Below are 23878 nucleotides of genomic sequence, written 5' to 3' on the forward strand. Positions count from 1 at the left end.
GCCTTTATCCGGTTCAGCACCATGGCCATCAGTCCAAAAAACAACTTTTTTCTGCGTGCATTGCTGCGTGAGCCGGTTCCTTACACTCCGGTCTGGCTGATGCGGCAGGCAGGACGCTATCTGCCCGAATATTGCGAAACGCGCAAACGCGCCGGCAGCTTTCTCAATCTGTGCAAGAACCCGTCGCTTGCCTGCGAAGTTACCCTGCAACCGCTTGCACGCTACAAACTCGACGCTGCGATCCTGTTTTCAGATATTTTGACTGTTCCCGACGCCATGGGCCTGGGCCTCGGTTTTCAGGAAGGTGAAGGACCGCGTTTCGAGCGGCCCTTGCGCAGTGAATGGGAAATCCGCGATCTGACCGCGCCTGATCCTTGGGATCACTTGCGCTATGTCATGGATGCCGTTGTCGAGATTCGTCGCGCACTGAACAATTCCGTGCCGCTGATCGGCTTTTCCGGCAGCCCCTTCACGCTTGCCTGCTACATGGTCGAAGGTGGCGGATCGAGCGATTTCCGCACCCTCAAGACCATGCTTTACGACCGCCCGGATTTGCTGCACCGCATTCTGGACGTCAATGCTCGCGCCGTAACGCAGTACCTCAACGCACAAATCGAATCCGGCGCACAGGCCGTCATGGTGTTCGACACCTGGGGGGGCGCATTATCCGATCGCGCCTATCGCGAATTTTCCCTGGCTTACCTGCAACAGGTCATCTCCGGCCTGCATCGAAGCCACGGGGGTGAGCGCATACCCTCCATTGTTTTCACCAAGGGCGGCGGACAGTGGCTGGAAGCCATTGCCGATATCGGCTGCGATGCGGTCGGCCTCGACTGGACCACCGATATCGGTGGCGCCCGCAAACGCATAGGAGGCAAAGTTGCCCTGCAGGGCAACATGGATCCGATGGTCTTGTTTGCCACGCCGGAAGCTGTTGCCGCGGAAGCGCGCAAAGTCGTTGATGCTTACGGCATCGGGCCGGGGCATGTGTTCAATTTGGGGCATGGCATCAATCAATACACCCCGCCTGATAACGTGTCGGTTCTGGTCGATACCGTGCACGAATACAGCCGCCAGCAGTTGAAGCCATAGGACATGGGCAAGTAGCACTTACACTTGCCATGAGATGCCTAAACCCTTGAATGTTCGATTTATACACAGAATTGAGGCACTCTTCAGGCCCAATACGATGCAACCATGGCCGACAGCGAAAAAAAAATGCAACATATTGATTAGCATATAATAATTATAGAATATTGCAGGTTTTACGGTCACGGCGCAAATCAGAAGACAGATTTTGGCCGGAAGTCGAGAACTGATATTCACAAACTTATCCACAGCGCAGTAAAACCCAATCCAGGCAGGGTGTTAGAGTCGCAATGAAAAGTGGAGTCGAGATTGCCGCGACAACTTGATGAAATGGCATGAGCATTGTTCAGGTGGCACTGGACGTGCCCTTGCCGCGTCTCTTCGATTACCTCCTGGATATTGGCGCCGCCCCCGAAATCGGTCGCTGCGTCAGCGTGCCCTTTGGCAGTGGACAGAAAATCGGACTGATCCTCGGGATCACCCGGAGCAGCGATCAGCCCTCTGAAAAACTCAAACAGGTTAGCCAGGTTCTTGATAATTTTCCCTTGTTGCCAAAAGACTGGCTGGCACTTTGCGAATTCTGCGCACGCTATTACCAGCATCCTTTGGGCGAGGTGGTGCATTTCGCCCTGCCGCCGTTGCTGCGCCGGGGCAAGTTGCCAAGGGCAGTAAAAGACAAACGAACAACCATCGAGACGGCTTCACCAAAGCCGCGCCTGTTGCCTGAGCAACAAGCGGCAGTCGATGCCATTATCGCCGCGCGCGGCTTTGAAACCTTTCTCTTGCATGGCATCACCGGCAGCGGCAAGACCGAAGTCTATCTGCATGCCATCGATGCCCTGTTGCAGGCCGGCAAGCAGGCGCTGATGCTGGTGCCGGAAATCGCACTCACGCCACAACTGGAGCAACGCGTTGCGGCGCGTTTCCCCTCTGCGCGCATCGTTTCCGCGCACAGCGGTGTTGCCAATGCCGCACGTTCGCGCGCTTTCCTCGATGCGCTTGAAGGCCGCGCCGACATCGTGCTCGGCACCCGTCTCGCCGTCTTCATGCCGCTGCCGCGGCTGGGACTGATCGTGATCGACGAAGAGCACGACGGCTCCTTCAAGCAGCAGGAAGGCCTGCGCTATTCGGCGCGCGATGTCGCCATATTCCGCGCCAAGCAAATGAACGTGCCCATCGTCCTGGGTTCCGCGACACCTGCGCTGGAAACTTTCCACCACGCGCGCAGCGGACGCTATCGATTACTCGAACTGTCGCAGCGGGCGGTTGCCGAATCATTGCCGACAGTCAGCACCATCGACACGCGGCGCGAGAAATTGCAAGGCGGCATGAGCCAGGCGCTGCTCAACGCAATTCGCACACGGCTGGAACGCCACGAGCAAAGCCTGATATTCCTCAATCGGCGCGGCTATGCGCCGGTGCTGGCCTGCCCCGCCTGCGGCTGGATTTCGCATTGCCGCCGTTGCGCCGCCAACCTCGTACTGCATCTCGTCGACAAACGCCTGCGCTGCCATCACTGCGGCATTGAAGCCGGCATACCGCATCACTGTCCCGATTGCGGCAACCTCGATATTCATCCTTTTGGACGCGGCACGCAGCGTCTCGAACAGTCACTGGGTGAGCATTTCCCCACGGCGCGCATTCTGCGCGTCGATCGCGATTCAGCCGACAGCCCGAAAAAATGGCGCGCCCTGCTCGACACCATCCATGCCGGAGATGCCGAAATCATTGTCGGCACCCAGATGCTGGCCAAGGGGCACGACTTTCCGAAGCTCACGCTGGTCGGTGTGGTGGGTGCCGATACAGCCTTGTTTGCGGCGGACTTTCGCGCCCCGGAACGTCTTTTCTCGCAACTCATGCAAGTCGGCGGCCGTAGCGGCCGCGCTGAACTCCATGGCCAAGTGCTGATCCAGACCGAGTATCCGGATCATCCGCTTTACCGCGCGCTCGCCGATCACGATTACGCGCGTTTCGCGGCGGCACAACTCAAGGAACGGGAGCAGGCCGGCTTCCCTCCCTTCACGCACCAGGCCATGCTGCGCGCCGATGCACCCGCCATGGCGCAGTCAATTGCCTTTCTCGAACAGGCACGCAGCGTGGCAAATGAGAAGGCAAATACAGCCCCGGCCATCAACATCTATGACCCGGTGCCAATGCGGCTGTCACGGCTGGCAAACCGCGAGCGCGCGCAGTTACTGGTGGAGTCACCCAATCGTCCGCTGCTGCAAAATTTTCTCGCGGCCTGGACGAGAACCATCCGCGTGCTCAAGACCCCACGCGATTTGCGCTGGCATGTCGATGTTGATCCGATGGAGTTTTAGCCTTGGAAAAAGTCAGAGGCTTTTGGCCACAGAGTTCACAGAGAAAACCTCTTTGAACAATTAGCCCTTCAAGGGCGCGCCAGGATGGTTTTGCCTTTCTCTGTGCTCTCTGTGCCCTCTGTGGCTACTGCTTTTTGGTTTTGGTATTTTTGTGCAGCAACGCCGGTACCAGGGCCAACACCGCCAGCAGTAATGCGCCGCCGTTGCCGATGCGAACATAGGGCGTTGCACCGCTGTAGCCCTGCACAGTGACCGTCAACACGCCCTCGGCAAACGCCGGCAACACCGCACTGACGCTGCCATCAGGTTCGATCGCCGCCGTCATGCCGGTATTGGTGGCACGCAGCATCGGCCGCCCGGTTTCGATGGCGCGCATGCGTGCGATTTGCAAATGCTGCGGTTGCGCCAGCGAATGGCCGAACCATGCCGTATTCGAAAGATTGACCAGCAGCGTCGCTTCCGGCAACTGGCGAATGATTTCCTCGCCAAACAAATCTTCATAACAGATGTTCATGGCCACTTTGAGATTCGCAATCTCGATCGGTTTCTGCTGCTTCGCCCCGGCGCCGAAGTCGCTCATCGGAATTCGCACCCAGTCGAAGAACCACGCAAAACCCGGCGGCACATATTCGCCAAATGGAACCAAATGCGACTTGGCATAGCTGCCGTGCGAACCATGGCGATCGAGTACCAGCGCGGCATTGGCATAACCGTCATTGCCGGTGCGCACCGCCGCGCCGAGCAATAATTCGCGATCTCCCGCCAGTTCGCGCAGGTAGCCGTGCGGGATCTGGTCGAACAGCAGGGGGATCGCCGTTTCCGGCAGCACAACAAGTTGCGCCAAATGTTCGCGCGCAAGACGGCGATAGGTGTCGAAAGAGAGATTGAGGCGTGCGGGATCCCATTTGAGGCTCTGTGGAATGTTGCCCTGAAGCAGGCTTACGCTCACCGGCTCGCCCGTTGCCGTGGTCCATGACACATGCTTGAGCGCGACGCCGGCGGCAAGCAGCACCAGCAGCAGGACGAGGGATCGCAGGCGCCACCAGCCAAAAGCGAGCAGCGCCGCCATCAGCGCCAGCACGAAGCCGACACCATAGCTGCCGAACAATGGTGCGAAGCCGGCGAGCGGGCTCGGGCCAACCTGCGAATAGCCCAGCGACAACCAGGGGAAGCCGGTCAGCAGCCAGCCGCGCAGCCATTCGCCCAGCATCCATGAACTTGCCACCAGCAATGTGTCACGCCATGCAGAGCCCACTGCAAGGCGCTTGAAAGCGTAACCCGCCAGTGCCGGGAACAGCGCCAACCAGACGCAGAACAGCAGCGCCGCTGTGGCGGCCAGCGGCAAAGCCATGCCGCCAACATCATGCAGGCTGACATAAACCCAGGAAACGCCGGTCAGAAAGAATCCCAATCCCCAGGCGAAGCCGATCAGCGCCGCATAGCGTGGCGTTTGCGCACCGCGCCAGAGCAGGAACAGCAGCGCCAGCGTGACGAAGGGCAACGGGAAAATCCCGAAGGGTGCGAAACCGGCCACCGTCGCCGCACCCAACAGCAGTGCGGCAAGCAATGACTTCTTCATTGTTCTGCTTCGAGCGGCAGGGCGCGCTGGCGATCCACCAGCAGGGCATGCACGCGGCGGCTGTCGGCGCGTAACACCTGGATGCGCAGATCGCCGATGGTCAGTACCTCATTGCGCTTGGGCAGCCGGCCCAGATGATGAATCACCATGCCGCCCACGGTATCGAAGTCATCATTGGGGAAGCTCGTGGCGAAGGCCTCATTGAAATCGCCGATCTCGGTCGTAGCCTTGACGCGAAAGCGCCCGGTGTTGTCGCGCACGATGTTGTCGACGGCTTCGTCGAAATCATACTCGTCCTCGATGTCACCGACGATCTGTTCCAGCACGTCCTCGATCGTAACCAGGCCGGCAACGCCGCCGTATTCGTCGACGACGATGGCCATGTGGTTGCGGCTGGCGCGGAACTCGCGCAACAGCACGTTGAGACGTTTGCTTTCCGGCACGAACACTACCGGACGCAGGCTGTCGCGCAGATCGAATTCCTTGCCGGCATAGAAGCGCAGCAAATCCTTGGCGAGCAGAATGCCGATTACATCGTCCTTGTGTTCACCAATCACCGGGAAGCGCGAGTGCGAGGTTTCAATTGCGAATTCGGTGATCTTCTCAACGGCAAGGTCAATGCTGACCACCTCCATTTGCGATCGCGGCACCATAATGTCGCGCACCTGCATGTCGGAAACCTGCATGGCGCCTTCAATGATCGACAGCGCATCGGCGTCGAGCAGTTTGTGCTCGAAGGCGCCGCGCAGTACGGCGAGCAGTTCCTCGCGATCCTCGGGTTCATGCATCAGGAGCGCGGTCAGGCGTTCCAGCAACTTGTGGTGGAATTTGGGAGATTTACTCGGCGAAGGATCCATATTCAGTAAGGGTCTGCAATTCCAAAGCGGACCAGGATTTCGCGCTCTTTTTCTTCCATGCGCTGCGCCTCCCGCTTGCCGGCTTCGTGGTCGTAACCTTGCAAGTGCAGCATACCATGCACGATCATGTGCGCGAAGTGCGCCGCGGCGGGCTTGTGTTGCTCGCGCGCTTCGCGCAGCACCACCGGCACGCATAGCACCAGGTCGCCGACAACGGGATCCGTTTCATAGGGAAAGGACAACACATTGGTCGCATAGTCCCTGCCGCGAAATTCGCAGTTTAATTTTCGGCCTTCATTCGTATCGACAAAGCGGACAGTAACTTGGGCCGAGGTATCGGCCGCAGCCTTTGCCCAGCGTCGTATCTGCGGACGCGATGGTAGCAAGGCAGTGTGACAGCCAAATTGCACAGTCAAGGAAAAGCTCTTAGCCACAGAGGACACAGAGATCACAGAGAAAAAGAGGGCAAACAAAGTCTGGATATTTGGGGCTTTTGGCCTTTCCTCTGTGCACTCTGTGACCTCTGTGGCTTAAGGTTTTGCATTGCCATGCTTTTCATACGCTGAGACGATGCGCGCGACGAGCGGATGCCGCACCACATCGCTCGCGTCGAAATCGGTGAAGGCAATGCCGCGTACCTCGGCGAGTATCTTGCGTGCCTCGATCAGGCCGCAACGTTGTCCCTTGGCCAGGTCGATCTGGGTCACGTCGCCCGTCACCACCGCCTTGGCGCCGATGCCGATGCGCGTGAGGAACATCTTCATCTGCTCCGGCGTGGTGTTCTGCGCCTCGTCGAGAATGATAAAGGAATGATTCAGGGTGCGTCCGCGCATATAGGCCAGCGGGGCGATCTCGATGTGGCCCTTTTCGAAGGCGCGCGCCACCTTGTCGAAGCCCATCAGGTCATAAAGGGCGTCATATAAAGGCCGCAAGTAGGGGTCTACCTTCTGCGCCAGGTCGCCCGGCAAGAAGCCGAGGCGCTCCCCTGCTTCGACCGCCGGCCGCGTCAGCACGATGCGTTCGACATGATCGCGCTCGAAGGCATCCACCGCGCACGCCACGGCGAGGTAGGTCTTGCCGGTGCCGGCCGGACCGATGCCGAAGGTAATGTCGTGGTCCTGGATCTGGCTCAGGTACTGGGCTTGATGCACGGTGCGGCCATGCAGGTCGGCCTTGCGCGTGAGCAGGCCGTGCGCTGACAAATGTGCGGGAGGAAGCGTGTCCTTGTTGCGCGTCAATTCCACCAGGCCGAGCTGAATGTCGTCGATCGACAGCGGCTGGCCAGACAGTGCGTGAAAATGCTCCAGCGCCGCTGCCGCCAAACGCGCCTGGGCCGTGGCCCCCGCAATCCTGCAGGTGTGGCCGCGGCGGGAGATTGTGACATCGAAGGCAGCCTCGATCTGGCGCAGGTTCTCGTCCAGCGGGCCGCACAGATTGGCCAGCCGGGTATTGTCCGGCGGGACGAGGTTGATGGAAATGGCTTTTTTCATTCGACGCTGGCGATTTCACCACGCAGGCTGTGCGCCAAGGCGGCGGTAATGGTCATATTGACATAACTACCGATCAATCCGGGCTGGCCGGCGAAGTTGACAATGCGGTTGTTGCCGGTGCGCCCCGCCAGCTCGGCAGGATCCTTGCGTGCATGGCCCTCGACCAGCACGCGTTGTGTGGTGCCCACCATGTTCTGCGAAACGATGGAGGCCATTTCGTCGATGCGCCTCTGCAAGCGTGACAGGCGCTGCGCCTTGAGCTCCGCCGGCGTGTCGTCGCTCATCTCGGCTGCGGGCGTGCCGGGGCGCGGGCTGTAAATGAATGAGAAACTCGCGTCGAACACCACATCCTCGATCAACTTCATGGTCTTCTCGAAGTCATCCTCCGTTTCGTTGGGAAAGCCGACGATGAAATCGGAGGACAGCGAAAGATCGGGCCGGATCGCGCGCAACTTGCGCACGATGGACTTGTATTCGAGCGCCGTGTAGCCGCGCTTCATGGCGGCGAGGATGCGATCGGAGCCGGACTGCACCGGCAGATGCAGATGCGACACCAGTTTGGGTACGCGGGCGTAGGCATCGATCAAGCGTTGCGTCATCTCGCGCGGATGCGAAGTGGTATAGCGAATGCGCTCGATGCCGGGCATTTCGGCAATGGCTTCGATCAGGAACGCCAGATCGGCCATGTCTTCCGAATCCGCCATGGCCCCCTGGTAAGCATTGACGTTCTGCCCGAGCAGCGTGACTTCGCGAACCCCCTGCGCGGCGAGCGCCGCAATCTCGGCGAGCACATCGTCGAGCGGACGCGACACTTCATCGCCGCGCGTGTAGGGCACGATGCAGAAAGTGCAGTACTTCGAGCAGCCTTCCATGATCGATACAAAGGCGGATGCCCCGTCCACTATTGCCGGTGGCAGCGCGTCGAACTTCTCGATCTCGGGAAAGGAAATATCCACCTGCGAACGGCCAGAGCCGCGCCGCGCGGCAATCAGTTGCGGCAGACGGTGCAGGGTCTGCGGGCCGAACACCACATCGACATAGGGCGCACGCTTGACGATGGCTTCACCTTCCTGACTCGCCACACAGCCACCGACGCCAATGATCAGATTCGGATTCTTCTGCTTGAGGTGACGCACGCGGCCGAGGTCGTGGAACACTTTTTCCTGCGCATTTTCGCGTACCGAGCAGGTGTTGTACAAAATGATGTCGGCGTCATCCGGCGTGCCGGTCCTGACCACATCCTCCCCGGCAGCGAGCACGTCGGCCATCTTGTCGGAGTCGTATTCGTTCATCTGGCAGCCAAAGGTGCGGATGAACAGTTTCTTGCTCATCGAAACACCACCGTCTTGTTGCCATGCACCAGCACCCGGTCTTCGAGATGGTAGCGCAGGCCGCGCGCCAATACGGTCTTCTCGATGTCCTTGCCGTAGCGCACCATGTCCTCGACCGAATCGGAATGGTCGATGCGGATCACGTCCTGTTCGATGATCGGCCCCTGATCGAGTTCCTCGCTGACGTAATGGCAGGTCGCGCCGATCAGCTTGACGCCGCGCTGGTAAGCCTGATGGTAGGGTTTGGCGCCGACGAAGCTGGGCAGGAAGGAATGATGGATGTTGAGAATGCGGCCGGGATGGGCGCGGCACAGTTCGGGCGAAAGAATTTGCATGTAGCGCGCCAGCACCATGGTATCGCCACGCGCTTCATGGAACAGGCGCGCGATCTCGGCGTAGGCAGCCGCCTTGTTGTCCGTCGTCACCGGCACATGATGAAACGGGATGCCGTGCCATTCGACGAAGCCGCGCAGATCATCGTGGTTCGAGATCACGCAGGGAATCTCGATGTCGAGCTCCTTCGATTGCCAGCGCGCGAGCAGGTCATAGAGGCAGTGTTCCTGTTTGCTGACCAGCAACACCACGCGCTTTTGGGCCGCTGAATCCGACATTTGCCAGTCCATCGCAAACTCGGTCGCGATGGGCCGGAAGCGCTGCTGTAATTCAGTCAGGTTGAAGGGCAAGGAATCAGCCTTGATCTCGATGCGCATGAAGTAGCGGCCATCCATGTCGTCGGCGTGATAGCTCGACTCCAGCATCCAGCCGCCATGCTCGGCGATGAAGCCCGACACACGCGCGACGATGCCCACCCGGTCGGGGCAGGAAGCGGTCAGCGTATAGAAACGGTCTTTATGCATTGAAAACCCGTTTAGCCATGACCGGAGGAAATCCCCGTGGGATAGAGGTCACAGAGAAATGCAAAACCATGTCTTTCCTCTGAACTCTGTCCTCTGTGGCTAGATGTTTTGACTTGCCTTGAGAATTTCATTTCTTAATTCCGCGTAATTCATCGTCACCGGGAACTGCGGAAATTCGCGGATCACGTTTTCGGGCGGGTGGAACAAGACGCCGGCATGGGCTTCGCCCAGCATTGCGGTGTCGTTATAGGAATCGCCCGCCGCGATCACCTTGAAATTGAGTTCCTTGAAGCGCCTCACCGATTCCTTTTTCTGGTTCGGCATGCGCAGATGGTAATTCACCACGAAGCCGCTTGCATCGGTTTCAAGCTTGTGGCAAAACAGCGTCGGCATGCCCAGTTGCGCCATCAGCGGCATGGCAAATTCGTAAAAGGTGTCGGAGAGGATGATGACCTGAAACCGCGTGCGCAAGTCGTCGAGAAAATCCTTGGCCCCGGCCATCGGCCCCATCTCGGAAATCACCTTCTGGATGTCGGGCAGGCCAAGCTTGTGCTGGCGCAGCAGGCCGAGCCGGCCGGTCATCAGCTTGTCGTAATCCGGCTCGTCGCGCGTGGTGCGGCGCAGCTCGGGAATGCCCGTGCGGTCGGCGAATTCGATCCAGATTTCGGGGACTAGTACGCCTTCGAGGTCGAGACAAACGAGTTGCACGGACAAACTCCTGCCGGAAGCGGAAAGCCGCGATTTTACGCGAAGCGCTCCCCACCCGTACCGGCATGGCGAAGTTGACGCATATCACTTGTGTGTCAGTTTTAACCTCGGTTGCATATTCAAGTCCAGCTTTTATTGATTGTCGTCAAGGAATGCGAGAGGCCCCTAAAATTATAAGTATATTAATACTTGACGATATTGTGACTTGTAATACTTTGGGGGGCTATATGAAATCTGCCATCAAGGGATTGGCGATGATCCTGTCCGTGTTCGCATTGAGCACCGCAAACGCCGCCACCGCCGTTCCGGCCAAATCCAAACAGGATGCCCAGATCGGGCAGCTCTGTATCAGTTGCCACGCCGAGCAGAGTCCCGGCCTGATCGCGGAATGGAAGAAGAGCCGCCACGCCACCAATAAAGCCAAAGTGGATTGCTACGATTGCCACAAGGGCAAGGAAGGCGACAAGGGCGTCGTCAAACATATGGAGGACAAGGCCGGCAAGCCGTTCTTCATCAGCGCCGTTGTGTCGCCCAAGTCCTGTGCCCGGTGCCATGAGAAGGAAGTGGCCCAGCAGCAGCGCTCCCACCATGCCAAGGGCGGCGAAATTCTCGCCTCACTGGACAACATCATGGGCGAAGTCATCGGCGGCCCGGCCGCGGTAAACGCCGGTTGCGGGCAATGCCACGGCGGCGAGATACAACTGAATGCGGCCGGCGAGGCCACGCCCGAAACCTGGCCCAACACCGGCATCGGCCGGCTGAACCCGGACGGCAGCCGCGGTTCCTGCTCGGCCTGCCATGCGCGGCATAGCTTCTCCTCCGCCCAGGCGCGCACGCCGGACACCTGCGGCAAGTGCCATCTGGGTCCGGATCATCCGCAGATGGAAATCTACAACGAGTCCAAGCATGGCATCGTCTACCGCGCGAAGGTAAACGAAATGAACCTGGATTCGAGGAATTGGGTCGCCGGGGTGGATTATTCCGCCGCGCCCACCTGTGCCACCTGCCACATGGGCGCGACGCGTACCCAGGGCGCCACCCATGACGTCGGCGAACGAATTTCGTGGACGCTGCGGCCACCTATTTCCACCAGGCTCAACATGGTGCGACTGGCCAACGGCGACGAATTCGATCAACCGGAAGGCAAGGCCTTGCCGAAGATCGGCGATGAGGTCAAGGGAGCCAAGGTGACCGAGATACTGACCTGGGAAGACCGGCGCAAGCAGATGGCGAATGTGTGTGCCTCCTGCCACAGCTCCAACGTCATCAATGGTCACTACAACCAATTTGACGGCGTGGTGAACCTCTATAACGACAAATTCGCCAAGCCCATCGCCGGCGCGATGAAGGAATTGCAGGACAAGGGCTACATCACCGCCGCCCCCTTCGACGAAAAGATCGAATGGACCTGGTATGAAATATGGCATCACGAAGGCCGCCGCGCCCGTCATGGCGCTGCCATGCACGGACCGGACTACACCTGGTGGCATGGCATTTACGAAGTGGCGCAGCACACCTACTTCAAGTGGATCCCGGAAATGCGCGAAGTCGTGCGGAAGAAGGACGGCAATGAGCAATTCGCCGACGAGATCCTGAACAAGTACTTCAAGCCCATCGGCGATCATGACTGGTACTTCAGCGGCATCAGCAAGGATGCAGTGGAGAAGGTGCGCAAGGGCTTTGAGGAGCGCTACGGCAAGGGCTCGATGAAGTAATTCGCCAGCAAGGCCCCCGCGATTACCGGGGGCCTTTATCTTTCAAGAGAACCTCATGAATTTCAGGATTGCAATTGCCTCAGTTGCATTCGTGGAGATTTTGCTTGCGCCGGGCGCCCGAGCGGCAGATTCAGCCGATGCCACATTCATTGCCCAAGGGAACCAGCAGTGGGCAGCAGGCCGGATCGATGATGCGAAGAAGAGTTTCGAGCAGGCGCTGGCCGCCGATCCCCGTTCGATAGATGCGCACATGAAGCTGGCCGGCCTGCTGCTGGTCAACCACAACTACGCGGAAGCCATACAAGCCTACCAGCGCACCATCGGTCTCGATGCCAACAACGCCAAGGCATGGATGGGACTGGGCCTGGCCTGCCTTCACAGCGGACAGCGCGAACTTTCGCGCGCAGCCTTTGGCGAGGCGGTTCGGATCGATCCCCGCCGCAAGACGCAATTGGCCGGGCTGATTGAGGAAACTGCCGAGTAGACGGCAGATGTTAACGGCCAGATTCGGATAAAACAATTTGAGATATGACAATCAACCGGCCAACTGATCTGACAATGGTGGTATGAATGCAGTATTCTTTGCCCTCCAATCATTTAAAAGGATGGGCAATGAAGTTCGTGAAAATGTTGGTGGTATTTGCTGCACTGATGCTTTCGATCGGGAGCGCCTTGGCAGTTCCACCCGGCAAGACAGTGGAGTTTGCCAACCCGATGGGCAAGGTGACCTTTGACGGCAAGGTTCATGCGAACAAGGGTTTGAAATGTATCGGTTGCCACATCAAGCCCAAGCTGTTCGCGATGAAAAAAGGTGCCGACAAGATCACGATGGATAGCATCAACGCGGGCAAGTTCTGCGGCGCTTGCCACAATGGCAAGAAGGCATTCAAGGCGAATAACGAGGCCAACTGCGGTAAATGCCATAAAACGTAGCAGACACGAATGGCACTTACTTAAGCCACGTCATTCCCGCGCAGGCGGGGATCCATGGGTTTTGCGCGTTAACACCTCTGGATTCCCGCCTGCGCGGGAATGACCAAAGGGAATCCCCGTGGGATGACGCTTGTCGTAGCAGATACTACGACAGTAACTCCGCCTGCCGCATCTGATTGCGACACCAAAGCGTGGATAGCCGGCATGATGCCGGCTTTTCTTTTATGGGCAAGCCGGCTAGGAGGATAGAATTTCCAGCGCTTCCTGCGTTCGCAGCCAGCGTGTCTCGGCGGTTTCAACCGACTGCGCAAGCTCGGCCTGGCGCTTGAGCAGTTGTTCGAGCAAAGTGCGATCCGGATTCGCATACAGCGCCGGATCGGCGATGCGCGCATCGAGCAGCGCTTTCTCGTTCTGCCAGCCGGCGATCTGCCGTTCGAGCTTCCCGGCTTCCTTGCGCAGGTTGCGCTGTTCGGCCAGGGTCTTGTCACTGGCGGCCGGAGGTGCCTCGCGACGCGCGGGTTTTTCTGGCACCGCTGTCTTCTGCCCGTTTCTCAGATCGCTTTTTTGCGTTGCCAGCAGTTTCGCGTAATCGTCGAGGTCGCCGTCGAAAATCCGTGCCTTGCCGTTGCCGACCAGATACAGGGTATCGGCGGTAGTGCGCAGCAGGTGGCGATCATGCGAAACGAGAATTACGCCGGCATCGGTCTCCTGCAGGGCGATGGTCAGCGCCTCGCGCATTTCGAGGTCGAGGTGGTTGGTCGGCTCGTCGAGCAACAGCAGGTTGGGCCGCTGCCAGATCAGGATCGCCAGCGCGAGGCGCGATTTCTCGCCGCCCGAGAAGCGCCCGCACGGCGACTCCGCCACGGCGCCGCGAAAATCGAAACCGCCGAGGAAATCGCGCAGATCCTGTTCGCGCGCCCGGCCAGCCAGGCTTTTTTCCAGACGGATCATGTGCTGCAGGGGCGACTCGTCGGGCCGCAATTGTTCCAGTTGGTGCTGGGCAAAATAGCCGATGGCGAGGCCCTTGCCTTCGAGGCGTTCGCCCGAGAGCGGCGCCAGTTCGCCCGCCAGCAGCTTGATCAGCGTCGACTTGCCGGCGCCGTTGGCGCCGAGCAGCGCAATGCGCTCGCCGGGGCGGATGGTGAGCTGGATGTTGCTGATGATCGGCTTGTCGCCATAGCCGGCCGCGGCCTGATGCACGGTGAGCAGCGGATCGGGATTGGACCTGGGATCGCGGAAGCGGAAGGTGAACGGCGTATCGACGTGCGCGGCGGCGACTTCCTCCATGCGCGCCAGCGCCTTGATGCGGCTCTGCGCCTGGCGTGCCTTGGTGGCCTTGGCACGGAAGCGCTCGATATAGCTGTGCAGGTGCGCGATCTCGCGCTGCTGCTTCTCGTACATGTTCTGCTGCAGGGCCAGCCGCTCGGCGCGCGTGCGTTCGAAGGTGCTGTAGTTGCCGCTGTAGAGCGTGAGCTTGTTCTGTTCCAGGTTGAGCACATGGTCGGCGACGGCGTCGAGAAAGTCGCGGTCGTGCGAAATCAGCATCAGCGTGCCCTGATAGCGCTTCAACCAGCCTTCGAGCCAGAGCACAGCGTCGAGGTCGAGGTGATTGGTCGGCTCATCGAGCAGCAAGAGGTCGGAGCGGCACATCAGCGCCCGCGCCAGGTTGAGGCGCACGCGCCAGCCGCCGGAAAACTCGGCCACGGCGCGCGCGAAATCGGCATCGGAAAAACCCAGGCCATGCATCAGCGCCGAGGCTCTGGCTTTCGCGGCATAGCCGTCGATCTCGCCGTAGCGCATATGCAGCGCGCCGATGCGCTCGCCATCGTGGCTCGCCTCGGCCGCAACGAGATCGCGCTCAATCTGGCGCAATTCGATATCGCCATCGAGCACGAAGTCGAGCGCCGCATCCGGCAGTGCCGGCGTTTCCTGTGCCACATGGGCGATGGTCCACACGGCGGGGATTTCAAGATCGCCCGCTTCGGCATGCAACTCGCCGCGCAACAGCGCAAAGAACGACGACTTGCCCGAACCGTTGGCGCCGGTAAGGCCGACCTTCCAGCCCGGATGCAGTTGCAGGCTGGCGCCCTCAGCCAGCAGGCGGCTGCCGCGGCCAAAGGAAAGGTTGCGTAAAAGGATCATCGGCGCAGATCGAATATTGCGGGGCGCGCATCATACCAGCCGCTAATGGCCCGATCACAGGGCGTGGGTCGCCAGCTTGAAGTCCGGGTCATCGGGAAATGGCGTGATCGCAAACCCCAGCGTCTTCATCAGCCTGAGCATGCGCGAATTCTTGGCCAGCACCAGGCCGCAGATCTCCTTGAGTCCCTTTTCACGCGCCACTTCCATGATGCTCTCCATCAGGCATGAGCCCAGTCCCATGCCGTTGAAATCGTCCGCCACCGCCAGCGAAAACTCGCAACTGGTCTGGTCGGGATTCATGATGTAGCGCGACACGCCGATAATTTTCCGGGTCTCGACCAGATCGCCTGCGGCCGACATCCTGTGCTCGCGCAATACCGCCACCAGCGCCATTTCAAGGTCGTAGTCAATCAGCGTCAACGATGCCAGCAACGGCGGCGGCAGTTCCGTGAGCGATGAAACAAAGCGCATATAGCGGCTCTCGTTCGAGAGTTTATGCACGAAATCCTGTATCGGCTGCGCATCGTCGGGATGGATCGGCCGCACGGTGTATTCGCCGCCGTCGGGCATCGGCCAGGTTTTTTCATAGCGGGCGGGGTAGGGCAGGATCGCCAGATGATCGTAGTTATTGGCGCGGGGCACATAGGACTGCGGCAATGCGTCGATGACAATGCGCGCATCCACCGCTACCGCACCGGAGTCGTCAACGATGATGGGATTGATGTCCATTTCACGAAGCTGGGGCAGTTCGCAGACCATTTCCGAGACGCGGAGCAGTATCCGCTCCAGTGCGGTCTTGTTCGCTGCACCGGCCCCCTGCCACTCCCCCAGGGTCTCGTCGATGCGCGAGCGCTCGATCAATCGCCGCGCCAGAAACTGGTTGAGCGGCGGCAATTCCACGACATGGTCATTGAAGATTTCAATCATGGCGCCGCCGGCGCCAAATGTGATCACCGGGCCGAACGTGTCATCGGTAATCAGGCCGATGTTGATCTCGCGCCCGTGCCGGGCCGGCACCATCTTCTGCACCGTCACGCCGTGGATGCGCGCCTGGGGCTGCAGCCGTTCGACGCGCGCCAGCATTTCCTCGAAGGTGTCGCGCACTGCAGCGCCATTCATCACGTTGAGCACTACGCCATGGACATCCGATTTGTGACTGATGTCAGGCGAATTGATCTTGAGCGCGACCGGGAAACCCTCCTGTTCGGCGATCATCATCGCCTCGTTGGCGTTGCGCGCGAGGAGGGTACTGGTGACCGGAATGTGGAACGCCGAGAGCAGGCTCTTCGATTCCATCTCGGTCAGCGTCGTGCGCTGCTCGGCGAGGACGCTTTCGATCAGCAACAGTGCGCTTTCAAGGTCCGGCTTCGCCAGCGCGGACAGAGGCGGCGGGGTTTGCTGCAGCAGCTTCTGATTCTGGTAGAACGAGGCGATGTTGCCGAAAGCGCCAACCGCCGCTTCCGGCGTGCGGAAGGTGGGAATGGCTGCCGCGCCAAGCTGGCGGCGCGCCGCCAGCACCGAGCTTTCACCCATCCAGCATGACAGCAGCGGCTTGCTGAGCGAGGCATTGATCTCCACCAGCACGCCTGCCACGGCAACAGCATCGATGTCGGCCTTGGGCGCATGGATGACCAGTATGCCGTCGATGCCGGGATCGCTGCCTGCTGCCGTGATTGCCGCCTTGTAGTGCTCGGGGCCGGCGTCTTCGGACAGGTCGATCAGGTCCGACAACGAAGCCGGTGCGGGTAGCAGCGGCTTCAACGCTGCGGCCACGACGGGCGAAAGGCGTCCCAGTTGCAACGAAATCTGGTTGATCCAGTCGGCTGCCAGGACGCCCGGCCCACCGCCGTTGGTGACGATGGCCAGACGCTGACCCGCCGTGCGGTAGTTCGAGGCGAGACTTCTGGCTGCGGTAAACACCTCGACGAAAGTGTCGACGCGGACTGCGCCGGCACGGCGCAGCGCGGCATCGAATACATCATCGCTGCCGACAATGGCGCCGCTGTGGGTCTGTGCCGCCTCTTTGCCGGTCTGCCGGTGCCCGCCCTTGAGGACGACCACCGGCTTGAACTTGGCGGCCGAACGCAGCGCGCTCATGAAACGCCGGGCGTTCCTGATGCCTTCCAGATACACAATGATGCTTTGCGTCTGTCCGTCGTGCGCCAGGTAATCGAGCACCGCGGAAGCATTCACCGACGAACTCGGGCCGAGCGATACGACGGTGGAAAAACCCACGGCATTGTTGCTGGCCCAGTCAAGCATCGCCGATGTCAGCGCCCCCGACTGCGATATCAGCGCCAGCGAGCCGGCCTTGGCCAGAGGGCCGGACATGCTGGCATTAAGATTCAAATGCGGACGCTGGAAACCCTGACAGTTGGGGCCCAGCAGACGCATGCCTTCACGCTGCGCGATGGCATTGAGTTCCGCGGCTTCATTTTGGCCGATACCGCTGGCAATGACCAGCGCCGAGCGGCAACCCATGGCGCCGGCCTTGGCCAGTGCGCCGGCCACCTGCTCCGGCGGAAGGACGATGATGGCGAGGTCGACACCTGTTGCAGCCGGACCCGCAGGTATGCCGACAGTATTGACATCGAGAAACTGCAAGCGGCCGTCATAGGGCTGCGCGCGCAGGGCCTGACTCAGCAAGCGGGCGTTTCTGTCTTGCAGATCCGGGGTTTCGGCTGGTCCGGCGAAGACAATGATGGACTGCGGGGCAAAGAGCGGAGTAAGGTAATGCTGGCTCATTTTTTCAGTCCACACCGATGAGGACTTTGACATGGGCTGCGGCACTGCGCGCCAGCGCACCAAACTCATAGCCTCCCTCAAGGCACGAGATAACCCGGCCCTGGCAATGCCGTTGTGCAATCATCATGATTTGCCGGGTGACCCAGGCGTAGTCCGCCTCCACCAGTCCGAGGTTGCCCATGTCGTCATCACGATGGGCATCGAATCCCGCCGAGATATAGATGAGCTGGGGCTGGAATGCCTCCAGCGCGGGCAGCCAATGCCCGGTGACCGCATCGCGAAACTTGTCGCCGCCCGACCGTGCCGGCAGCGGCACATTGATCATGTTCGCGCTGGTGGGATTTTCGCCCGAGAACGGATAGAGGCCCCGCTCGAAAATGGAACACATGATGACCCGATCATCGCCGCTCAGGATATCCTCACTGCCGTTGCCATGATGCACGTCGAAATCGATCAGCGCCACGCGTTGCAGGCCATGCACATCCAGTGCGTGGCGTATGCCGACAACGACGTTGTTGAAAAAACAGAAGCCCATGGCTGCCGCGCGCTCGGCATGGTGTCCCGGCGGGCGCACGCAACAAAACGCGGTCGCCACTTTTCCCGCAAGCACCAGGTCCGTCGCCAGCACCGCCGCGCCCGCGGCACGCAGCGCGGCCTGAACCGTAAAGGGATTCATGCTGGTGTCATGATCGATCTGGCAATAGCCCTCAGTCGGCGCCGCCTCGATGATCTCGCGCACGTAGAGCGACGAATGGGCGCGGGCGAGCTGTTCTTCCGTAGCCAGCGGCGCATCGTAAGGCGTCATATAGTTGAGCAGGCCCTTGCTCAGCAAGTGATCGCTTATCGCCCCCAGCCGCTCCGGACACTCAGGGTGGCCGGCACCCATCTTGTGACGTGCACAATCGGCATGAGTGATGAACGCTGTATGCAAATCAGGCTCCTCGATGATTCCTGCAACATTAACCAAGGAAACTGAATTTTAGGCCTGTTGCGGCCTTGCTGCCAGATTGGCCCCATCTGTTGCGTCGAATAGTTGCATCCGCAGCCAACTGCGGACGGTGCGAGTTGCCATTTATTCCATTTCCAAATCGTTTGTGACGCGAAGACGAGCCGCAGACAGCGCAAATAGCACGGCAAGGCGAAGTCGACAAAGTCACGGATGATTTAGAAATGGAATTACTTGACTAACGGCAATATTCCGTCATGCAGAAACGCTTATATTCGTACCCCATGATTACCGCTTGCCTTTACCACCAACCTAAGGAAACCAATGATGCCAACGACCATCGATAACCTGAAAGAAGCTTTTGCCGGCGAAAGCCAGGCGAACCAGAAGTACCGGGCATTTGCCAAAAAGGCGGAGCAGGACGGATTTGCCACCATTGGAAAACTGTTTCGATTAACGGCGGAGGCGGAGCGCATTCATGCGGAGGGGCACCTGAAAGCGCTTGATGGTGTCGGTTCCACCGCCGATAACCTTGAGGCTGCCATCGGTGGCGAAACCTACGAATTCAGAAACATGTATCCGCCGATGGTGAAACAGGCGGAGGCGGAAGGGCACAAAGCCAAACGAATGTTTGCATACGCCGTTGCCGCCGAAGAAGTTCACGCCGAACTTTACAAATTGGCTCTGGAAGCCGTAAAACAAGGCAAGGATTTAAATGCGGATTTCTATCTGTGTCCCGTCTGTGGATATATAGAAATGGGCAGGCCGGAAAATCCTTGTCCGATTTGCGGCACAAAGCCGGACCGGTTTATTATCGCGGAATAAAAGCATATCCGGGCCGCCGCCCTTGATCGTCCAATTACGGCGGCGAATTCGATCGATGGATGCAACAGGAGTCAGCCATGAAAAAGCTCTACGTCAATCCGCTCCCGATCAGAATCTGGCACTGGACCAATGCCGCGGGTTTTGTTTTGTTGATGCTTACCGGCTTGCAGATCAGGTATCTCGACCAAGTCCAGCTGGTATCGTTCAAGACCGCCGTGGTCGCCCATAATTGGGTCGGCTTTGTACTGATCGCCGATTATTTCCTGTGGTTGGGCTTTTATCTTTTCACGGGCACGATCAAGGTCTATGCCCCGGAACTTAGCCCGGCCAAGTATCTCAGGCAGTTGCGATACTATGGATACGGCATCTTCCGGGGCGACCACGATCCGCATCAGGTGAGCATCGATCACAAATTCAATCCCCTGCAAGGCATGACCTATTTAATGGTCATGGCAGTCATCGTGCCCGTGCAGTTTTTCACCGGCCTGCTGCTCTGGGATATCGCGCGCTTTTCATCCATGGTGGAGATGTTTGGCGGCGTGCGCATCGTGGATATGGTGCACGTCATCTTCTTCATATTCCTGACGGGATTTTTCTTCCTCCATCCCTTCCTGTCCAGCCTCAGCGACACGCCCTGGGCGCATTACAAGGCAATGATCACCGGGTACGAAGAAGTCGAAGACGAAGCAGCTCCATCCTGAACGCCGGCTCGTGGCTTGCGCAGTGGAACATTGCATCGATGGAAAAGCCCATTTCATAAAATTCACGAATAATGAATACTGCCCCAATCAGCATACATTTGGCAGCGGCTCATTGTGTTGTTGCGCGGTGCGTAAAGAGCTTTTCAATAAGTACAAAATATAAGGAAATCCCGATTAAGTACCTTGCCGTTCGGGCTGAGTTGTCGAAGCCCAGTGCTGGAGCGGCTTGCGCTTCGACAGGCCTGTCCTGAGCAAAAACGAAGGGCTCAGCGCGAACGGACTTGTTCGGCGATTCCATAATCGTCCCCGGCTAGTGTGGTGTTCCATAAATCCGTTGCTTATATTTTGATTCGTCATTCCGGACGCCGCGTCGTGAGCCGAAGCCCCGGGCTTGACCCGGGGGGCGAGCCGGAATCCAGCGACTTTCCAAGACCCTGGATTCCCGCCCGGTGTGGCCCTTGGCTATTCGCGGGAACGACCGAAGGAAGTCCCTGTGGGATGACGCCGCAATTTATTCAATGTATTTCTGATACAGGACACTAACAAAGCGCTTTACCTGAACGCTGGCCGGAGATACGCGGCGACGCACTCCCGTTAGACGATTATTCGGACACCCTCCTTGCCATCGAGGCGCCAGGGGAACCGCCTACAATGGCAACCATTGCTTACGAAGCCGACAAATATGGCCTGCCGTCCATGGAATTTCTGACACCCGCACTCCTTGGCCTCGTTACCGGACTGCTGCTTGGCCTCACTGGCGCTGGCGGCGGCTTGCTGGCGGCACCCTTGCTGATGCTGGTGATGCATTTGTCGGTCGCGCAAGCGGCGCCGATTTCCCTGCTCTCGGTCATTCTCGGCGCGGGCCTTGGCATGCTGATGGGATTGCGCCTGGGGACGGTGCGCTATCGGGCGGCCTTCCTCATTGCCGGGGCCGGGTTGCTGGCATCGCCATTGGGCATCCATCTCTCCCGCATCCTGCCCAATACCCCGCTGGCCGCGGCTTTCGCCATACTGCTGCTCTATCTGGCCTGGCGCCTGTGGCACACATCTGTGGCGGCCCAGGATGACGTTCTGCCTTGTAGCGTAGATGGCAGCACCGGCCGTTTCATCTGGAACCGCTCCTGCGCCCGCGCCCTGGCCGGTTCCGGGCTGCTGGCCGGATTTCTTTCGGGCTTGCTGGGTGTCGGCGGCGGCTTTGTTCTGGTGCCGGCCCTGCGCCGTCACACGCCCCTCGCCATGGATTCCATCACCGCCACCACCCTGATGATACTGACCCTGCTTTCCCTCGGCGGGATCGCCCAGTGGGCAAGTCACGGTGAAATCGAATGGCATATCGCACTGCCCTTTGTCACGGGCACGATCGTCGGCATGCTTTGCGGCCGCCATTTTTCCCCGCGCATCAAGGAAGAGCATCTGCGGCGGGTGTTTGCCGCTTTCTGTCTTGCCACCGGCATCGGCATTGCCGTAAAGACCTTGCTCGCCGGCTAAGACGATTTCACCCAGCAACCTTTTTTGCATATCCATCGAACCGCGAAATTTCTGGCGACGCTGGGGAAATTATCGAGGTGACCGCTGTTGAGAAATGCCGATCAAGTACCTTGCCGTTCGGATCGAACTTGTCGAAACCCGGTACTGGAGCGGCTTGCGCTTCGACAGGCCTGTCCTGAGCGGAGTCGAAGGGCTCGGCGCGAACGGACTTGTTCGGTGATTTCCTGATTTTCTTGAGAGGAATCAATTACAGCGGAGTTTGCTTTCCCTACAGTTCGTGACGTCATTCATCAACTTCATTAAGGATCAGCGTCATGTTCTGTGTGCAATGCGAACAAACCATCTCCAGTCCGACCGGCAAGGGCTGCTCTTACGCCCAAGGCATGTGCGGCAAGACCGAAACCGTATCCGACTTGCAGGACCTGCTCGTCTATGCGCTGCAGGGAACCTCGTTCTACGCAGAGAAAGCGCGCGAGTTCGGCATCATCGATCCGGTTGTCGACGCGTTCGTGCCACAGGCCTTCTTCGCCACGCTGACCAACGTCAACTTCGAAGCCGATCGCATCAGCGGCTATGCGCGCAAGGCGCAGGCCTATCGCCAGCAACTGCGCGAGCAATACGAGCAGGCCTGTGCCGCCGCAGGTCGCCAGCCGGTTGTCCCCGAGGGCGCCGCCGCCTTCCGCCTCGCCATCGATACTCCCAGCTTGAGAACGCAAGCGCCGATCGCCGCGGTCAATCGCGGCAAGGGCAAAGTCAGCGATGACATTCTCGGCCTGCGCCTGCTTTGCCTGTACGGTCTCAAGGGCGCCGCGGCCTACATGGAACATGCACGCGTGCTGGGCCAGACCAGTGCCGAGGTAGCGGGCGAGTTCCATCACATCATGGCCTGGCTCGGCGCCGATCCGGACGACATGCAGCAACTGCTCGGCACCTCAATGGCCATCGGCAAGCTCAACTACCGCGTCATGGAAATGCTCGACCGCGGCGAAACCGAAAAATTCGGCCACCCGGAACCGACCCAGGTCAACGTCAAGCCAATCGCCGGCAAGGCGATCCTGGTTTCGGGCCATGACCTGTGCGACTTGAAGCTGATCCTCGAACAGACCGAAGGCACCGGCATCAACGTTTATACCAACGGCGAAATGCTGCCGGCACACGCCTACCCGGAACTGAAGAAGTTCAAACACCTCGCCGGCAACTACGGCAGCGCCTGGCAGAACCAGCAGAAGGAATTCGCCGCCTTCCCCGGCGCCATCGTGATGACCTCCAACTGCCTGATCGATCCGAATGTCGGCAGCTATGCTGATCGCATCTTCACGCGCAGCATCGTCGGCTGGCCCGGCGTCGCGCATATCGAAGGCGACGACTTCAGCCAGGTGATCGCCTGCGCGCAGAGCCAGCCCGGATTCCAGTATGACGAAATCCCGCACAAGATCACCGTTGGTTTCGGCCGCAACGCGCTGATGGCCGCCGCCCCCGCCGTCATCGATCAGGTGAAGAAGGGCAACATCCGGCATTTCTTCCTCGTCGGCGGTTGTGACGGCGACAAGTCCGAGCGCAGCTACTACGAAGCCTTCACCCAGGCCGCGCCCAAGGACACGGTGATCCTGACGCTGGCCTGCGGCAAGTTCCGCTTCAACAAAAAGCAGTTCGGCGACATCAATGGCATTCCGCGCCTGCTCGACATCGGCCAGTGCAACGACAGCTACTCGGCCATCCAGCTCGCGCTGGCGCTGGCCAAGGAGTTCGACTGCGGCGTGAACGAACTGCCGCTCAATCTGGTGCTGAGCTGGTTCGAGCAAAAAGCCATCGTCGTTCTGCTGACGCTACTCTCGCTCGGCGTGAAGAACATCCGCGTCGGCCCGAGCGTGCCGGGCTTCCTCACGCCGAACCTGCTCGCGGTGTTGAACCAGGAATTCGGGCTGATGCCGATCACCACCGTCGAGAATGATCTCAAGGCCATGCTCAATCCCAAGGAGTTGCTGAAAGCCGCCTGAGTCGCCCCTGGTGTCCTGTATCAGAAATACATTGAATAAATTGCAACGTCATTCCCGCGAAGGCGGGAATCCAGTGTCTTAAAAAGTCGCTGGATTCCGGCTCACCCCCCGGGTCAAGCCCGGGGCTTCGGCTCACGACGCGGCGTCCGGAATG

At 59.5% G+C, this 23878-nt stretch carries 20 protein-coding genes; 9 read left to right on the forward strand and 11 right to left on the reverse strand.

The genetic code is table 11. The features are described 5' to 3' along the window. Nucleotides 1–21: 21 nt before the first annotated feature. Together hemE and K5E80_RS09350 are read left to right on the forward strand one after the other, a co-directional pair. Nucleotides 22–1092 (forward strand): uroporphyrinogen decarboxylase, encoded by a 1071-nt coding sequence (gene hemE, locus K5E80_RS09345; RefSeq protein ID WP_220635893.1) that lies wholly within the window; start codon nucleotides 22–24, stop codon nucleotides 1090–1092. A gap of 332 nt (nucleotides 1093–1424) precedes the next feature. Beyond that, nucleotides 1425–3410 carry a primosomal protein N' gene (locus tag K5E80_RS09350; RefSeq protein WP_220635894.1) on the forward strand — a complete coding sequence of 662 codons (1986 nt, stop codon included), beginning with the start codon at nucleotides 1425–1427 and terminating at the stop codon, nucleotides 3408–3410. A 124-nt stretch (nucleotides 3411–3534) separates the two neighbouring features. Here K5E80_RS09350 and lnt read toward each other — a convergent pair whose 3' ends face one another. The 7 genes from lnt to thrH form a co-directional block, all read right to left on the reverse strand. After that, complete coding sequence (gene lnt, locus K5E80_RS09355) at nucleotides 3535–4989, reverse strand: apolipoprotein N-acyltransferase (RefSeq protein WP_220635895.1); 1455 nt, start codon at nucleotides 4987–4989, stop codon at nucleotides 3535–3537. Further along, nucleotides 4986–5777, reverse strand: coding sequence for a CorC family transporter (locus tag K5E80_RS09360; protein ID WP_220637286.1), 792 nt, complete (start codon nucleotides 5775–5777; stop codon nucleotides 4986–4988). The genes lnt and K5E80_RS09360 overlap by 4 nt, the downstream gene beginning before the upstream one ends. A 71-nt stretch (nucleotides 5778–5848) precedes the next feature. Next, nucleotides 5849–6256, reverse strand: a complete 408-nt coding sequence (gene ybeY / locus K5E80_RS09365) for an rRNA maturation RNase YbeY (RefSeq protein WP_425514555.1) — start codon at nucleotides 6254–6256, stop codon at nucleotides 5849–5851. A 120-nt stretch (nucleotides 6257–6376) separates the two neighbouring features. Continuing rightward, complete coding sequence (locus K5E80_RS09370) at nucleotides 6377–7336, reverse strand: PhoH family protein (RefSeq protein WP_220635897.1); 960 nt, start codon at nucleotides 7334–7336, stop codon at nucleotides 6377–6379. Then, nucleotides 7333–8667: a tRNA (N6-isopentenyl adenosine(37)-C2)-methylthiotransferase MiaB gene (miaB, locus tag K5E80_RS09375; protein ID WP_220635898.1), complete on the reverse strand. Its 1335-nt coding sequence runs from the start codon at nucleotides 8665–8667 to the stop codon at nucleotides 7333–7335. Before miaB ends, K5E80_RS09370 begins: the two co-directional genes overlap by 4 nt. Further along, complete coding sequence (gene purU / locus K5E80_RS09380; protein WP_220635899.1) at nucleotides 8664–9524, reverse strand: formyltetrahydrofolate deformylase; 861 nt, start codon at nucleotides 9522–9524, stop codon at nucleotides 8664–8666. Before purU ends, miaB begins: the two co-directional genes overlap by 4 nt. A 99-nt stretch (nucleotides 9525–9623) precedes the next feature. After that, nucleotides 9624–10232, reverse strand: a complete 609-nt coding sequence (gene thrH, locus K5E80_RS09385) for a bifunctional phosphoserine phosphatase/homoserine phosphotransferase ThrH (RefSeq protein WP_220635900.1) — start codon at nucleotides 10230–10232, stop codon at nucleotides 9624–9626. 227 nt (nucleotides 10233–10459) lie between these two features. On the opposite strand from thrH, the gene K5E80_RS09390 reads away from it, so the two are divergent. The 3 genes from K5E80_RS09390 to K5E80_RS09400 all read left to right on the forward strand — a co-directional run bounded on the left by K5E80_RS09390 (nucleotide 10460) and on the right by K5E80_RS09400 (nucleotide 12880). Continuing rightward, a complete protein-coding gene (locus K5E80_RS09390; RefSeq protein WP_220635901.1) occupies nucleotides 10460–11947 on the forward strand; it encodes a multiheme c-type cytochrome in 1488 nt (495 codons plus the stop codon). 55 nt (nucleotides 11948–12002) lie between these two features. Continuing rightward, nucleotides 12003–12431 (forward strand): tetratricopeptide repeat protein, encoded by a 429-nt coding sequence (locus K5E80_RS09395; RefSeq protein ID WP_220635902.1) that lies wholly within the window; start codon nucleotides 12003–12005, stop codon nucleotides 12429–12431. Nucleotides 12432–12559: 128 nt separating this feature from the next. After that, on the forward strand, nucleotides 12560–12880 hold the full coding sequence (locus tag K5E80_RS09400) for a c(7)-type cytochrome triheme domain-containing protein (protein WP_220635903.1): 321 nt from the start codon (nucleotides 12560–12562) through the stop codon (nucleotides 12878–12880). 237 nt (nucleotides 12881–13117) lie between these two features. Here K5E80_RS09400 and K5E80_RS09405 read toward each other — a convergent pair whose 3' ends face one another. From K5E80_RS09405 to K5E80_RS09415, 3 genes are read right to left on the reverse strand one after another with little or no spacing between them, the layout of a single operon-like run. After that, complete coding sequence (locus K5E80_RS09405; protein ID WP_220635904.1) at nucleotides 13118–15022, reverse strand: ATP-binding cassette domain-containing protein; 1905 nt, start codon at nucleotides 15020–15022, stop codon at nucleotides 13118–13120. Nucleotides 15023–15076: 54 nt separating this feature from the next. Then, the gene (locus tag K5E80_RS09410; protein ID WP_220635905.1) at nucleotides 15077–17767 is read right to left on the reverse strand and encodes a bifunctional acetate--CoA ligase family protein/GNAT family N-acetyltransferase; all 2691 of its coding nucleotides are present in this window, start codon (nucleotides 17765–17767) and stop codon (nucleotides 15077–15079) included. A 4-nt stretch (nucleotides 17768–17771) separates the two neighbouring features. Further along, nucleotides 17772–18698: a histone deacetylase family protein gene (locus K5E80_RS09415; protein ID WP_246590933.1), complete on the reverse strand. Its 927-nt coding sequence runs from the start codon at nucleotides 18696–18698 to the stop codon at nucleotides 17772–17774. A gap of 339 nt (nucleotides 18699–19037) precedes the next feature. Here K5E80_RS09415 and K5E80_RS09420 point away from each other — a divergent pair, with 339 nt between their 5' ends. The 3 genes from K5E80_RS09420 to K5E80_RS09430 all read left to right on the forward strand — a co-directional run bounded on the left by K5E80_RS09420 (nucleotide 19038) and on the right by K5E80_RS09430 (nucleotide 21727). Further along, nucleotides 19038–19538 carry a rubrerythrin family protein gene (locus K5E80_RS09420; protein ID WP_220635906.1) on the forward strand — a complete coding sequence of 167 codons (501 nt, stop codon included), beginning with the start codon at nucleotides 19038–19040 and terminating at the stop codon, nucleotides 19536–19538. Nucleotides 19539–19615: 77 nt separating this feature from the next. Further along, a complete protein-coding gene (locus K5E80_RS09425) occupies nucleotides 19616–20239 on the forward strand; it encodes a cytochrome b/b6 domain-containing protein (RefSeq protein WP_220635907.1) in 624 nt (207 codons plus the stop codon). A gap of 651 nt (nucleotides 20240–20890) precedes the next feature. After that, nucleotides 20891–21727, forward strand: coding sequence for a sulfite exporter TauE/SafE family protein (locus tag K5E80_RS09430; RefSeq protein WP_246590934.1), 837 nt, complete (start codon nucleotides 20891–20893; stop codon nucleotides 21725–21727). A 7-nt stretch (nucleotides 21728–21734) separates the two neighbouring features. Here the strand turns inward: K5E80_RS09430 and K5E80_RS09435 are convergent, their stop codons facing one another. Continuing rightward, nucleotides 21735–21974 carry a hypothetical protein gene (locus K5E80_RS09435; RefSeq protein WP_220635908.1) on the reverse strand — a complete coding sequence of 80 codons (240 nt, stop codon included), beginning with the start codon at nucleotides 21972–21974 and terminating at the stop codon, nucleotides 21735–21737. A 67-nt stretch (nucleotides 21975–22041) separates the two neighbouring features. Between K5E80_RS09435 and hcp the strand changes: the two genes are divergently transcribed. Beyond that, entirely contained in the window at nucleotides 22042–23724 is a 1683-nt protein-coding gene (gene hcp / locus K5E80_RS09440; protein ID WP_220635909.1) for a hydroxylamine reductase, read from the forward strand. Nucleotides 23725–23878: the final 154 nt, after the last annotated feature.

This window comes from Georgfuchsia toluolica, assembly GCF_907163265.1.
In the GTDB taxonomy this organism is placed as follows: Bacteria; Pseudomonadota; Gammaproteobacteria; order Burkholderiales; family Rhodocyclaceae; genus Georgfuchsia; species Georgfuchsia toluolica.